This window comes from Mobiluncus sp., assembly GCF_985070215.1.
Map to the genome: position 1 here is coordinate 45703 of NZ_CFKZQR010000006.1, position 14200 is coordinate 59902.

The 14200-nt window shown below is 58.7% G+C and carries 11 protein-coding genes; 10 read left to right on the forward strand and 1 reads right to left on the reverse strand.

The window, feature by feature from the left end; translation table 11 throughout:
- Nucleotides 1-11 precede the first annotated feature (11 nt).
- The 6 genes from AC5LBQ_RS02360 to AC5LBQ_RS02385 all read left to right on the forward strand — a co-directional run bounded on the left by AC5LBQ_RS02360 (nt 12) and on the right by AC5LBQ_RS02385 (nt 7904).
- Entirely contained in the window at nt 12-1472 is a 1461-nt protein-coding gene (locus tag AC5LBQ_RS02360; RefSeq protein WP_491680846.1) for a cell wall-binding repeat-containing protein, read from the forward strand.
- A gap of 165 nt (nt 1473-1637) precedes the next feature.
- Nucleotides 1638-3098 (forward strand): cell wall-binding repeat-containing protein, encoded by a 1461-nt coding sequence (locus AC5LBQ_RS02365; protein WP_493264516.1) that lies wholly within the window; start codon nt 1638-1640, stop codon nt 3096-3098.
- A gap of 191 nt (nt 3099-3289) precedes the next feature.
- The gene (locus AC5LBQ_RS02370) at nt 3290-3919 is read left to right on the forward strand and encodes a response regulator transcription factor (protein ID WP_493264517.1); all 630 of its coding nucleotides are present in this window, start codon (nt 3290-3292) and stop codon (nt 3917-3919) included.
- An 11-nt stretch (nt 3920-3930) separates the two neighbouring features.
- On the forward strand, nt 3931-6324 hold the full coding sequence (locus AC5LBQ_RS02375; protein ID WP_493264518.1) for a hypothetical protein: 2394 nt from the start codon (nt 3931-3933) through the stop codon (nt 6322-6324).
- Nucleotides 6308-6475, forward strand: coding sequence for a hypothetical protein (locus AC5LBQ_RS02380; RefSeq protein WP_493264519.1), 168 nt, complete (start codon nt 6308-6310; stop codon nt 6473-6475). Before AC5LBQ_RS02375 ends, AC5LBQ_RS02380 begins: the two co-directional genes overlap by 17 nt.
- Entirely contained in the window at nt 6468-7904 is a 1437-nt protein-coding gene (locus tag AC5LBQ_RS02385) for a sensor histidine kinase (RefSeq protein WP_493264520.1), read from the forward strand. Before AC5LBQ_RS02380 ends, AC5LBQ_RS02385 begins: the two co-directional genes overlap by 8 nt.
- 30 nt (nt 7905-7934) lie before the next feature.
- On the opposite strand, the gene AC5LBQ_RS02390 is transcribed toward AC5LBQ_RS02385, so the two are convergent.
- Entirely contained in the window at nt 7935-9083 is a 1149-nt protein-coding gene (locus AC5LBQ_RS02390) for a pyridoxal phosphate-dependent aminotransferase (RefSeq protein WP_493264521.1), read from the reverse strand.
- A 182-nt stretch (nt 9084-9265) separates the two neighbouring features.
- Here AC5LBQ_RS02390 and AC5LBQ_RS02395 point away from each other — a divergent pair, with 182 nt between their 5' ends.
- The 4 genes from AC5LBQ_RS02395 (at nt 9266) to AC5LBQ_RS02410 (ending at nt 14188) form a co-directional block, all read left to right on the forward strand.
- Nucleotides 9266-11161: a ribonucleoside triphosphate reductase gene (locus AC5LBQ_RS02395; protein ID WP_493264522.1), complete on the forward strand. Its 1896-nt coding sequence runs from the start codon at nt 9266-9268 to the stop codon at nt 11159-11161.
- Nucleotides 11162-11355: 194 nt separating this feature from the next.
- Nucleotides 11356-11973, forward strand: a complete 618-nt coding sequence (locus AC5LBQ_RS02400; protein WP_491681043.1) for a hypothetical protein — start codon at nt 11356-11358, stop codon at nt 11971-11973.
- A gap of 71 nt (nt 11974-12044) precedes the next feature.
- On the forward strand, nt 12045-12845 hold the full coding sequence (locus AC5LBQ_RS02405) for an anaerobic ribonucleoside-triphosphate reductase activating protein (RefSeq protein ID WP_493264523.1): 801 nt from the start codon (nt 12045-12047) through the stop codon (nt 12843-12845).
- Between the two features lie 65 nt (nt 12846-12910).
- Nucleotides 12911-14188 carry a variant leucine-rich repeat-containing protein gene (locus AC5LBQ_RS02410; RefSeq protein ID WP_493264524.1) on the forward strand — a complete coding sequence of 426 codons (1278 nt, stop codon included), beginning with the start codon at nt 12911-12913 and terminating at the stop codon, nt 14186-14188.
- The last annotated feature ends 12 nt before the right edge of the window (nt 14189-14200 follow it).

Below are 14200 nucleotides of genomic sequence, written 5' to 3' on the forward strand. Positions count from 1 at the left end.
AGGAGGTAACTATGAATATTTCTTTCCCAAGTTTCCCCTCTCGGTTCAGTCGGGCCGGAGCAGGATTCGCGGTGGCGGCATTGGCTGTCGCCGGTTTGTTGGTACCCGCGGCGCAAGGCGTCGACACCGGGGATACCTACGCCGCTAACAACTGTATTGCGTGGGATCGCCTGGGCGGGGCGAACGCAATAGAGACTTCCGACCTGGTGGCCAATCGCGCCTACCCGACGGGTTCACCCGATTTTCTGGTGGCTTCCGCACGAAACCCGGTTGACGCGTTGCCCGGCGGCGCCTTGGGTGTGGGACCCATCCTCCTCACCGATGGTAAGAGTTGGAACCTCGAGACTCTGGCAAAATATCAAAATGTGACGATACTTGGCGGCTACGGGGCGGTCGAGGAGCTGGCAGAAACATTTTTTGACGAGCACGGCATTTCTAGCTCCCGGCTACAAGGCCCTGACCGCAATGCCACCGCCACCGCTATTGCCGATCGCTGGGTAAAAGTTCACGGCCAACCGACTCATGTCTATGTCACCCGCAATACCGGGACCGGTTCACCCGATGCCGTAGCCGCTTCCGTGGTCCGAGACGGACCTATCTTGACCTTTACGAGTGCTGCGAGCTTGCAAGCCGCAGCCGCAAAAATCCAGGAAATGCACCCCAGTCAGGGCGTGGTCATTCTGGGTGGTGAAGCGGTGGTTTCCGCTGCCGAGGCAAATGTCCTGGCCGGGGGCTTGCAGCTGAATCGCCTCAGCGGGATGAATCGTTACGAAACGTCTAGAGTCATTGCGAGTTGGGTGGCGCAAACCCGCCCGGTTCACCACATTTATTTGGCCAGCGGTCACGCTTTGAAAGATGCCATGGTGGCCGGAGCCTTCAACGATGGGGTCATCCTGTTGACCCCGCCGGATGGTTCGGGAATCAATGAATGGGCACGGATGATGAACGCGGACGGCATCACGGTTGTCGGTGGAAGCGGCGTGGTTCCCGATAGCACCGCACAAATTGCCGCCTGCGGTGAAACTGCTGGAATCACCAATTCCCTGGTCCAGGGGCTGCTGTATCCGTTCGGCACCGATCAGGCCTGCTCTACCGCGAGTTGGAACGCGGCGGAATCTCTGGGCATGATGGAACAAATGCCGCAAGGCGAGGATGCCTGCTGGCAAAAGCCGACGGGTACACACATCAGCATTCAACACCGTGGAGACTATTTCTCTGACGGTTACCCCGATGCCATCGTCTATGTCAGCGATGTGGACGGAACGATGGTGTTCCTGGTGGTTTATAACCCCGCAAATCCGAGCCACCCCTACGTATCCTACCTGTGGGGCGGCAATGGTGATTGGGGTTTCCGCGTGGTGGAACAGTCTTCTTACCCCCTGTTTGAACCGCTTTCCGACGGACAAGTGGTCAATCAGCTTACCGTAGAGGATATCGGCGGCAAGCCGAAAGTCGTGCAGCCGGTCAGCTAAAACTGGCACTGTAGCGAAAGCGTTGGTGGTGGGGAACCTCGTCGGTTCCCCACCACCAACTCGTTTCTAACTGCGTAATTGAGCCAATTTCACCCTTATGGGTGATGATTTGCGGGATTAGCGCCGCTACCTTGGTGATATTCCCGCTACCCCAAGGAGGTCACCATGTTCTCTACGCTCCACCGTTCCAGTTTCCGCCACAAAGGCCTCACCGCCGGTGTTGCGGTGGCCGCCCTGGCACTGACCGGCTTGATGGTTCCGCTGGCACAAGGGGCGGAATCGGGTGAGACCCAGACCAATCTCGGTTGTCTCCCCCAGGATCGCCTGGGAGGCCAAAACGCCATCGAAACATCCGCCCTGGTGGCCGCCCAGGCCTATCCGGAGGGCTCCGAAAAATTCCTGGTGGCCTCCGCACGCAACCCCGTTGATGCTCTGCCGGCCGCGGCCCTGGGTTGGGGTCCCGTGCTGCTGACCGATGGCCTCAACTGGGATTTGCACACTCTCGCCACCCTGAACACCGCCTACATTGTCGGAGGGCCAGGAGCAGTACCGACATCGGCAGAAATGTTCTTTACTGAACATGGGATTGAACACCAGCGGATGCAAGGCGCGGACCGCAATCAGACTGCCGCAGCTATCGCGGATTTCTGGGCTTCCACCAATGGACAACCGGAATACGTGTATGTCACCCGCAATGCTGGCGCTGGTTCCCCGGATGCCGTGGCGGCCTCCGGGGTGCGTAACGGACCGATTTTGACTTTCACCAATCCGGCTAGCCTGCACGCCGCGGCAGCAAAAATCCAATCTCTGAAACCGCAAAGCGGGGTGGTCGTCCTGGGCGGTACCAGCGTGGTCAGCGATGCCGAAGCTCAAGTCTTGGCCGGTGGTCTGCCCTGGCAACGCTTGAGTGGCCAAGACCGTTACGAAACGTCTTGGGCTATAGCCAACTGGATACTGCAATCTAAAACCCGCTCCCATATCTATCTGTCCAGCGGTCACGCTTTGAAAGATGCCATGGTGGCAGGGGCTTTCAATGACGGGGTAATCTTGTTGACACCACCAGATGGTTCCCGCATTTTCCAGTGGGCTAATGAAATCAACGCTGATGGCATCACGGTTATCGGGGGACGTGGTGTCGTTTCTGACGCAGTCGCGCATAACGCGGCTTGTGGTAAGACCCCGGGAGTGGACGAAAAAGTGGTCGCAAACCTGCTGTACCCGTCAACGGAACACGTTTGCTCCACGGAAACTTGGGATAGTTTGAACAGTCTCGGATTGATTCCGTCCATGCCCTCCATGCCCAATGCGTGCTGGATGCCGCGCGACCGGATTAACGAGCAAGTGAAAATTGTGCGCCAATCCGATTTTGACCGCGACGGTTTCGGTGATGCCGTAGTCTATCTGTCCGACAACGACGGAACCTCAGTCTACCTGGTTCTATACAATGCTTACGATCCAGCACATCCCTACGTGGCGTATCTGTGGGGGGGCAATGGCGATTGGGATTTCCGCATCACGGACGACCCCTTCGCTACGTTTGACCTGATTGCCAACGGTGAGCTGTTCCGCAACCTAGCTGTCATCCGTAACAACGGAGTCCCCCAAATGTTAGAGCCGGTTGGTTAGGCGGTGTCACGCTGAAGCCACCGAGAGCAGTAGCTCGACTAGGCGTGGGTGGTGGGGATTCTCAGAACCCCCGCCACCGCTTTTTATTCCAATCTCGCCCAAAGATTCATGCGCCCTGATAAAATTTGCAAACAACAGACGGCAGGACTTCGCCCCGGCCACAGACAGGAAAATCTGAAAGGGAAAGGCTATTGACCCGGATTACCATTGTGGAGGACCAGACTATCCTGTTAGATTCCCTCGCTTCCGCGATTGATGCCGAGGACGATTTTACCGTTGTCGACAAGCTCAGCGATGCTGCCGCGATTCACGCATCGGTGCGGATTCACCCCGTCGACCTGGTGTTGATGGACGTGGTGACGGAAAATTCTTCTGGTTTGAGCGAATCGGCCAAACTCAAGCAGGACCACCCCAACCTCAAGGTCGTCATCTTCACCGCCATGCCGGATGCGGCTTTCGTACAGGAAGCCCAAGAGGCCGGGGTCGATTCTTTCGTGTACAAAAACATTTCCACCCCCGATTTGTTGGCTGTGCTGCGTTCAACCATGCAAGGCAACTCCAGTTTCCCCGGCACCACCGCCCTGCCCAGTTTTGGCGCCAACGAGTTGAACCAGCGCGAGATGCAGGTGCTGCGCCTGGTGTGCGCCGGTTATGCGCGCAAGGAAATCGCGAAAAAGATGTATTTGAGCGAAAACACCATCAAGTCCTACATCACCCAGCTGCTGGCGAAAAGCGGCTTTTCTTCCGTGGCACGCCTGGCATTGTGGGCGGTTTCCAGCGGCTACATCGTGGTCCAAGACAATGACGCGGAATGTGACTGAATCGGGATTTCATGTCTGCCTCACCCTATCCGCGCAATAGGTTTCCCAGTTCGCCTTCCGTAGTTTCGGTCGGACCCACCTGGGTACACGACTGGCTGGCGCATTTGGGTGTTGCGCTCGCTTTGGGATTCATTGCGGTGGTTTTGATTTTTGCCCCACTGCGCACGATTTCCTTTCAAACCGAATACACCATGGCGGTTCCTACGAGTTTTGACCAACGCCTGACGGATTACTATCAACGAAACGGAGTCAAGGTCGAGCCTCACAGCGAGTGGTCACTGCTGAAACTGCTGCGTTCGGGGCCCGCTTACGTGATTACCAGCGAAGTCATGGCCAATTCGGCACAGAAATCCGAACAGGACGGACGGTTCACGAAACTTTATCCCGAATCGATTGTGCTGGCCTCGCGCGCCACAAAAGTCAAGTCCATCACCGATTTCCAGACACTAGCCGATGGCACGAAAACTATTTATCTCGATCAAGGCGTTTCCCGGCTGGAACTGATGAGCGCCCTGGCTTTGCGTCACGACTCCGAGGAAACGCAAGATTTTTCCGCAGCTCAAGCGAAACGACTATTGGATAGCATCAAGCGCCAGGGCCGACTGGAGACCGGAACTTCCCCGCAAGACTTGGAACGGGCGCTTCGCCGCGGCTGGTATTGCTTGACCACGGATCGGCGCGCGGCCCAATCCTCCGTGAGTCCCTCAGTCCATTACGCCCCCGCCCCCACGCTCACTGCACAAATCGGCATCTGGCAGCGCAGCCCTAACGGCATTCACGGAACCTTGCCGCTGGCAACGGTACCCACGGGATTTTTCAGCCCCGTCGACTATCCCTCCACAGATCCGGATTTCCAGGAACAAATCCACGCCGAAACAGTAACTAACCTGGACAATTACGAGGAATTTGTCTGGGACGCCAGCCTCTACAACGACACCTACGACGGGTCTTGGGGATGGGAAAATACCAACGAGGCCTACGAACTGGGAGGATTCATCGCCCTGCTTTGTTTCCTCAGTTTTTGGGCAGGATGGCGGTTCTGGACAGCGACTTTCACCTACGTGCGCTGGGCGGTGCTGGTACAAGCGGGGATACTCGCGCTGTGGATTATGGCGCGGATTATCAAGCACGCCTCCCTCGGAGTTTTCGAGCGTTACACCTGGTATTACTATTACGTCCCGATTTATACGACCTGCGCAATCTTGTTCTTTGTCATGTCCCACTCTAGCCGCGGGCGCCCGCCGGGTTACCGTTTCTTGCGCGCCTCGATTATCGGAGTCGGCGCTGCTTTGATTCTGCTGGTATTCACCAACGATTTGCACCACCTGGTGCTGCGCTTTGGAACCGGACAGTCCGGGGTGGATTACAGCTACGGTCCGGGATACTACCTGTATTACTCGGCGGCGCTGCTGGTTTTCGCGGCGGTCATATACGCCGGTTCGTGGTCACTCCGGGGACATTGGCTGCGTTTGGTGGGGGGAATCGGGATACTGTTCCTCGCGGTGTTGTTCTATTCTGTGGCGTACACGATGCGAATCCCGCTGGTTCGCGCCACCGAAACCGTCCAAATGTATTGCGTAATTTTTGTGTTGGCATGGGAGATGCTGTTCTTTATCGGGGCAATTGGGCAAAACCGCGGGTATCTGCGTTTCTTTGAGAAATCCCAGATACCCATCGAAATTGTCGACCGGGATTGGCTTCCCCATTACCGCACTTCCCAGCCCCTCAACCTGGACCAGGACACTCGCCAGCAGCTGCGAGACCGCCAGGTACCCCTGCTGGTCACAGACACTTCGGTGCAGCCGAACCGAAGTGTGTACTGCCAAACCCGCCCGGTGGACGGAGGTCACGTCCTGTGGGAAACGGATGTCACCGCGGTGCAGGATTTGGAGCGGGCTTTGGCGGCGCTGCGTGCCCGCGAGACTCACCAAACCGAAATTCTGCGCGCCGAATACGAAGCCACTTTAAACATGGAGGAATCAGCCGATGCCCCCATACTCTTTGACCGGCTCGACGACTTGATGAACGCGTCTCTGGGGCGGATTCAAGCCAACACCGCTCGGCTCAACGTCCAGCTGGACGAAAGCGAGCGCTCCGATATTTTACGCAACATTAAGATGGACCTGGGTTACGCCAAACGCGCGGGTCTGTTGACTTTGCAGAACTTTGAGAACGACACTGTTTCGGTCAACGCCCTGACGACGTTTATGAGCCAATCCTGTACCGATTTTTCTTACGCAGGAGCGGTGGCCGGCTTGCACGGCCCGACCGCTCCAGGTGGCACTGTGGTGTTTGGAAGGCTTGCATCGCACCTTGAACCAGCTCATTGGGGCGTCAGAGGCGGCCGTGTTCGTAAACTTCGAGGTCGCTCCAGACGGCACCGCCCGGTTGAACTGGATTATTGACCTGCCCGAAGATGACCTCCCCCTGCTCGATCCGCTCTTGACCTGGCCGCGTGCCCAAGTCGAAATGTTTGTCGAGGATGACACCTGCCACCTGAACATGATTATCAACGCCGTCGAACCCGCTTCGGCCCAGGAGGCGGCGCATGAGTGACCAGCTCTACAATCTCACTCCCGTCCAGATGGGAGCCGCGACCGCCCTCATGGGTATCGGCTTATTGGCGGCGTGCCTGCTCACGATGGGGCAATGGCTCATTCACCGGCGGCGTTTAGCCACGGTATTCCTGTTAAGCGTGGGGATTTTGCTGGCGTTCTATACGTGGGCATTCGCCACCGTTTTTATCCATTCCCAGACCGGGATTTTCCTGCTCAAAGACCGAAACATGGGGTGGTTTGTGGTGGTCTGCTTGGTGCTGGGGGCGGCGACAATGGGGACCAACTACCGCTATGCCGAGATGCCCCTGCTGGTGACGCTGACCCCGGCAATGCCCCCCTTCGTCACTGCCGGAGGAGTCTGGGTACTGCTCACCTCCGGGGCTTTAACGACCTCCTGGCTGTGCGTCCAGGTGTGGCGCGACTGGCAACTGCTGCATTCCGAGCTCAGTCCTTTCAGTGTCAAAGGGGCTTTGGACCGGCTGGAACACGGGGTAACGTTCGCCAACTTCCGGGGTCGCAGCAAGTTTGCCAACGTTGCGATGGAAGGGCTTTTGGGGCGTCTGGGGTTGACATCGTTGACGAACATCGGGACGTTGGAACGCCAACTATGTCAATTCAGGTTTGAGACAAAGAGCCACCAAGCGGGCAGTGATTCGCCGAACTGCTGGGAAGCGAACGAAGACGGAACCTCCCAGCTGCGGATTAAGGAACCCGATGGGCGGACCTGGGTGCTGACCCATAGCCGGATTCGAGACGGCAGGCGGGCTTGGATTCAACTGCTAGCTGTCGATGTCAGCGATTACATGACGCTCAGTTACCAGCTTTCAGCAGAGATTGACGCCCTGCAGGCCCGCCAAAAACGCCTGGTCAGGGAGACTTCGCGGCTCGATGAAGCCCTGTCACGCCGGCTCATTTTATCGACCCGGTCCACCATTCACGACACGCTTTCCCAGCGCATTTCTTTCGTCCACCGCTTCCTGGAGGACGAAGTGTCGGATGACGAGCGCCTGCGCCGCCTCCAGGGTCTGCTGGAGGATCTGCCCTCCGACCTGAGTAAGGACCGCGTCACCGCCACCCCCGAAATTTGGTTGGAAACTCTGCAAGATTTAGCCTCGGCGGCCGAACTGGAACTGCATATCTCCGGCGACCTTCCGCCCCAGGCGGACAAAGCCCGGATGTTTACGGAGGTGCTGCGCGAAGCCATCACGAATGTGTTGATTCACACGACTTCCAAAGAAATGGAGGTGCGTCTGGGTCAGGACGCCTCTGGTTTCTGGATGGAAGTCTCGAACCCCAGCACCATGGAAACCACGCTGACCTACGGCACCGGCCTGAGCAACTTGGAATCCCGGCTCGAAGCCCTCGGCGGTTCCCTGTCCGTGTTCACCACCCCGCGTTTCACCCTGCGCGCCCGCCTGCCGCGCTGAGCGGGAATCGTTCCCCCCCCAGTTTGGCAATCAGAGCTGGTCAGCGATGCTTGCCAGCAGGGCTGCGATGGCGGGGCGGAACGTCGGGGCATCGAGCAGCAGCGACACCGACACCACCCCGGCAAAAGGCATATCGAAAAAATATCCCGGCTGCACGGTTATGCCCCGCTGGGCAATCAGCCCGGTGATGAGCGCGTCCTCGTCCACGTGGGCGGGAAATCGCAGCAGCGCGTTCCAGCCGCCTTCGGGTTCCAGCAGGCTCACGGTTCCGCTCGGTTCCGTGCGCACAAGGTCCCTCAAGGTGGCAAGGTTCTGGCGGCAGCGTTGCCGGGTGGTGCGGGTCGCGGCGGGCACAGCGGCCAGGTATTGCTCCAGGCGCTGGGCCAAAACATCGGAAAACGGCAGGTAGGCATCCGCGATGACGTCCAGCCGGGCCAGCGCCGCCGCCACGTCTGGCTCCGGCCCGGACACTTCCAGCCACGCGATTTTCAGCCCCGGGGCGCTCAAGTTTTTACTCATTCCGTCCAGAGCAAAGGTCAGCACTTCCGCAGTCCCGGCCAGGCGTTGGCGATCGGCGGGTCGGGTGGGCGCGCCGGGCAGGTCGAAGTCAAAGAACACCTCATCAGCGATGAGCGCTACCTCGTGGTTCGCACAGTAGCTGAGGAGCCGCTGACGATCCTCCCCGTGTACATAAGAGCCGGTGGGATTGTTCGGATTGATGGCCACCACGGCGCTCACCGCCCCCGGATTGAGCTCGCCCAGCTCCCACCGGGACCCCACCCAGGTCAGGGGATAGAAATCCACCCCCACGTTTTCAAGCCCCGCAATCGTTTCTACCAGCGGGTATCCCGGGGTCGGGGCAGCGAGCCGTTCTCCGGGATTACTGGTCAACTTCGTCAACCAGGCATAGCCCTGGGAAGTAGAACTTAAGATGTAGAGATGGTCGGGATTCACGGTGCGTTTGTCGCGCTCCCCCAGCCAGGCGGCCAGTGCCTCGCGAGCCGCCCGAGGCCCCCGCGGGTCGGGCTCGTAGGGCGGCAGGCCCGGTGTACCCAACCCCCAGCGGGTCGGATTGGAATCCGCTAGATTCACTTTCAACATGCCGTCGCGTCGGGCCGCGCGCTGGGCGATAGTCACGGCGTTGGGTTCGTTCAGTTCCACCCGGTGAGAAAATTTCACCCTCCTACGATACCGCGACACGCACAGCGACGAATCGCCGTAACTCACAGACCTGGGCAAACACAATATGTAGTGGTAAAATTGAGCAACACGCACAATATGTAGTTGATTTGGCGAAATACCTCCCTAGAGTAATTTCTTGTGTCCCCGATACCGGGAGATGAGGAGACGAAAGGAAGAAGATGACTGCAACGAAGCAAGAGACGACCCCCGTTTTTGAAACGAACCCGCGCCACCACACGGTTGACCCCATAGAGACAGTGGACGAATACCTGAGCCAGGCTGACTGGCGGGTCAACGCCAACGCCAACCAGGGCTACTCGGTCGGCGGCCTGATTTTGAACGCGGCGGGCAAGATGGTCGCCAACTACTGGCTGGACAAGGTTTATCCCGCCGCGGCCGGCGCTGCCCACCGAGACGGTGACCTCCACATTCATGACCTGGATATGTTCGCCGGATACTGCGCTGGTTGGTCGCTAAAACAGCTGCTGCAACAGGGTTTCAACGGGGTCAGCGGGGCCATTGCTTCCAATCCGCCGCGGCACTTCAGCTCGGCTTGCGGACAAATCGTAAACTTCCTGGGCACGCTGCAAAACGAGTGGGCGGGCGCCCAAGCGTTCTCTAGTTTCGACACCTATATGGCGCCTTTCGTCCGCTTGGACAACATGACGTATGCCGAGGTCAAACAGTGCATGCAGGAGCTCATCTACAACCTGAACGTCCCGAGCCGCTGGGGCAGTCAGTGCCCGTTCACGAACCTCACTTTTGACTGGACCTGCCCGCCCGATTTGCGCGACGAAGTGCCGCTCATCGGCGAGGAACTGTGCGACTTTGCCTACGGGGACCTGCAGGCCGAGATGGACATCATCAACCGCGCCTACATGGAGGTCATGACCGAGGGTGACGCGGACGGACGCGTGTTCACCTTCCCCATTCCGACCTACAACATGACCAAGGATTTCGATTGGGATTCCCCCAACGCCAACCTGCTGTTTGAAATGACGGCGAAGTACGGGTTGCCCTATTTCCAGAACTTCATCAACTCGGAACTGGACCCCGGCCAGATTCGCTCCATGTGCTGCCGATTGCAGCTCGACCTGCGGGAACTGGTCAAGCGCGGTAACGGGCTGTTCGGTTCGGCGGAACAGACCGGGTCTATCGGGGTGGTGACCATCAACTTGGCGCGTCTGGGTTATCTGCACAAGGGCGACGAGGACGGTTTGCGCGCCCGCTTGCGTGAACTCATTGAGTTGGCTTCGGTGACTTTGGAACGCAAGCGCGTCACTATCCAGTACCATATGGACCACGGTCTGTTCCCCTACACGAAACGCTACCTGGGGACGCTGGACAACCACTTCTCTACCATCGGGGTCAACGGCATGAACGAGCTGATTCGCAACTTCACCGATGACGCTTATGACATCACCGACCCGCGCGGACACGCCTTGGCGGCCCGTATCCTGGACGGGGTGCGCGACCAGATGGTGGAGCTGCAGGAATCTACCGGACATATGTACAACCTGGAGGCGACCCCGGCCGAGGGCACCACGTACCGCCTGGCGAAAGCTGACCGGAAACGTTTTGGGGACAAAATCCTGCAGGCCGGCACGACCGAAAACCCCTATTACACGAACTCCTCGCAGCTGCCGGTAGGATTCACGAACGACCCCTTCCTGGCCGAGGAACTGCAGGAGGAGCTGCAGACCAAGTACACCGGCGGCACCGTGCTGCACCTGTACATGGGCGAGGCTGTGTCCAGCGCGGAGGCTTGCAAGCAGCTGGTGCGCCGCTCGCTGACCACTTGGCGCACCCCCTACATCACCATCACGCCAACGTTTAGTATCTGCCCGACACACGGCTACATTTCCGGCGAACACTTCACCTGTCCGCAATGCGAAGCGAAGGGCCGGCACCAAGATTGCGAAGTGTGGACCCGCGTCATGGGCTACTTCCGGCCTGTCCAGTCCTTTAACATCGGCAAGAAAGGCGAGTTTGCCGAACGCCAGTATTTCAGCGAGTCGGCGGCTGCCTCCCACGGTGAGCTGCACTCGCGTCTGGCGGAAGCGGCCTTGGTTTAGGGACAGATTTACTACCCTCGTGGTTTCACAAGGGTCGTGGGTCGACCGGGTTCGCGGGTGACAGTTTTCGGACGCCACCCGCGGACCGAGATTTTCCGTACTTTTGGGTGATTACAAGCCTTATCCGTTTGCTTAGGCTGTTTATCAACCTGGGGCAACCAGCCCCATCAGCCTGACAAGTGGAAGGAATACTCATGAAAAAGTTACTTGCGTTGACGGGTGCGTTCGCCCTGGCTCTGAGTCTATCGGCTTGCGGCGGTGGGGACGAGAAACCCACTGCGGACGCTAAAGCTCCGTCCGAGGCGCCCGCTGCTGATCAGAAACCCGGCCTGATTTCCACCACCGAGGACGTGGCCATACCTGACCAAGAAGAAGCTGAGGAAAAAGTCAACGATGCGGACGCATTGGAAGACAAGTGGGAAGCGGAAGGCGAAGCGTTCGCGGAAGGAAAGGGAATCGAGAACACCAGTTCCCACGTTTCGCCAACTTTTGCCAATTTCGATAAAGACAAAATCTCTAGCTACCGACTGTACCTAAACGCTAATGACGATTGGAAGACCGGAGACAAGGTCAAGGTCACTTTCTATTGTCAGACTGTTAAACCCGCGAATATCAAAGTGTGGATTGCTCCGCAGATTGAGGACGCAGGCGACGATCAACCAGGTCAACTCAGCGAAGTCGCTTGCGGTGTGGACAGCCCAGCCGAAGCCACTTGGGAATACACCTTGCCAGCGGATTCATCTAACCTGATGTTCGTGCAATATCAAGTGCCGGTGGAAGGCTTCATGATTCTCTTGGACGAAAAGCAATAAACTGAATCTATCCGACCCAGGTAACCCGGCTGGGTTACCTGGGTCACGTATTTAATGAATGAGGAGCACCAGTGTCCACAGCAGCCACGAATAACCCCACGACCAGCCCGCTCACCGGTTTGGTTATCGCCGGAGTGACGCCGTTTTCCACGGTGGATTGGCCGGGGAAACTGGCCGCCAGCGTGTTCCTGCAAGGCTGCCCCTGGAACTGCGGATATTGCCAAAATTTTGCCATCATTGACCCGCGGGCGCCCGCCGGTTACGAAGAGGCGGACCTGTGGGAGCTGCTGGGACGGCGACGCGGTCTGCTCGACGGTGTCGTGTTTTCTGGCGGGGAGCCGACCCGTCAGGCAGCGCTGGTGCCCGCCGCCCGGCAGGCGCGTGACCTCGGATTTTTGGTGGGGCTGCACACCGGAGGGGCCTATCCGCAGCGACTGGCGCAGCTGTTGGATGCTGGGTTGCTCGACTGGGTCGGCTTGGACGTGAAAGGCCTGGCACAAAACTATCCACAAGTGGTAGGCCGTCCCCAAGCACACCGGGCCGGCGCGGACGCTTGGCGGGCGTTGGACCTGGTGTTGGCGGCGTACCGGGCCGGAACCCTGCCGGATTACGAGGTGCGCGTCACCGCCTACCCCGGCACTGACGCGGGCGACACGAACCCGTCAGCCCTCCCCGCTTTGGCTCGTGCCCTGCAAGAGCGTGGGGTGGAACGCCTAGCGCTGCAGCAGGCCCGTCCCGACGGGACGCGACCGGAATTTCAGGAACTTTGCGCCCAAACTCAAGCCAAATCGTTTGCTGCTGACTTGGCGGACCGGGCTGGGGAGCTCAAGGCAATGTTTACGCATTTTGAGTTTCGCGGTGCCGCCGATTGACCCCACCGCCCGTAAAAACCACAAGTTACAGGTGGAAAGACGCGAATTTGTGGAATAATGACCGTATGGATGAACTGCGTGCCCAAGCTAGTGACCCGTCTACCCCCGGCTTGGATTTACAACAGCTGGCGACCAATGCGGAACTACGTCCTTTAATTGCGAAAAACCCCGCGGCCTACACCGGACTGCTCGACTGGCTCGTGAACAAAAATGAGCCCGAAGTCCTCGCCGCTCTGCGCGAGCGCCAGGCCGCTTTTGAGGCTGGCCAGATGATGCCCATGCCTTCCCTCCCCCTTCCCGGTCCATCAGAAACGCCGACCCCCAGCGAGCCGGAAAACACCGAAGCACCCGCGACAGTCGTCCCTGCTGAAACCGATGCATCACAACCGGAAACCCCGGCGACACCCGACTCGGCGGCAACCCCCGCCACCGGGGAAACCCCCGCCGTGAGCCCCAACCGCACCTCAATAATGGGACAAAACCAGGCCGAAACCACGGTACTACCCCCGCTGAACACCCCCGTATCAGCTCCGGTGCCGACCTCCGGTCTGCCCCCGTCTTACCCGCCCAACGCCGCGCCAAACCAGAGCGCGGGCATGGGAAGCTATGGCACCGTGCCCCCAGCCGCGACACAAACCCAGTACATGGCTCCCGTCACCGGCGGTATCCCGATGATGAGTGCAGCTCCCACCCCTTATCCGCCGATGGCCGCTAAGCCAAAATCCAACACCGGTTTATGGGTCATTTTCTCAATATTGCTCGTTGCTGTGATTGGCATGATTGTTGCAATCGTTTTGGTGATGACCGGCGTTATCGGGGGAGACGACACCCAGTCTGACGCGGATTCCCCGAATGCTGCCGGCAATACCGCGAGCGAAACGCCCCCAGCCAAGGACCAGGATAAAGATAAGGATAAGGACAAAGACGAGGATAAGGAAAAGACTCCGAGCACCGAGTCACCGCATCCGACGATCGCTCCGGCACCGGCCGGCGCCCAGAATATCCAGTCTTTTGTCACCGAAACCGGGGACTCGACCTGCCGGGTAAACGGCGATGAACTCATTTGCCAGGTCCGTAACCTGGTCAACCCTGTGGGCGGCTGTGATACTTATTTCGAATCTTTGGTCATCAGCTTGCGGGATGGCGACCCGTTCATCTATTGCCAGCCCAATGTTGATTACAACTCCAGCGGCTCGGGGGTTTCCCACGATTCAGCCATGACCCACCGCGACCTCGCCTGCCAATCGACCTACAGCGGCACCGGATGTTGGAACACGGTCACCGGCAAAGGCTTTTTCTTTGCCAAACAGGACTACCATCAACAAGACGCCACGCAACACTAAGTCACCATATTC

What these genes read in the sequence shown, in the direction of transcription:
- AC5LBQ_RS02395 (WP_493264522.1), top strand. Translation starts at nt 9,266, where the DNA reads ATGACTGCAACGAAGCAAGAGACGACCCCCGTTTTTGAAACGAACCCG.
- AC5LBQ_RS02375 (WP_493264518.1), top strand. Translation starts at nt 3,931, where the DNA reads ATGTCTGCCTCACCCTATCCGCGCAATAGGTTTCCCAGTTCGCCTTCC.
- AC5LBQ_RS02365 (WP_493264516.1), top strand. Translation starts at nt 1,638, where the DNA reads ATGTTCTCTACGCTCCACCGTTCCAGTTTCCGCCACAAAGGCCTCACC.
- AC5LBQ_RS02360 (WP_491680846.1), top strand. Translation starts at nt 12, where the DNA reads ATGAATATTTCTTTCCCAAGTTTCCCCTCTCGGTTCAGTCGGGCCGGA.
- AC5LBQ_RS02400 (WP_491681043.1), top strand. Translation starts at nt 11,356, where the DNA reads ATGAAAAAGTTACTTGCGTTGACGGGTGCGTTCGCCCTGGCTCTGAGT.
- AC5LBQ_RS02410 (WP_493264524.1), top strand. Translation starts at nt 12,911, where the DNA reads ATGGATGAACTGCGTGCCCAAGCTAGTGACCCGTCTACCCCCGGCTTG.
- AC5LBQ_RS02385 (WP_493264520.1), top strand. Translation starts at nt 6,468, where the DNA reads ATGAGTGACCAGCTCTACAATCTCACTCCCGTCCAGATGGGAGCCGCG.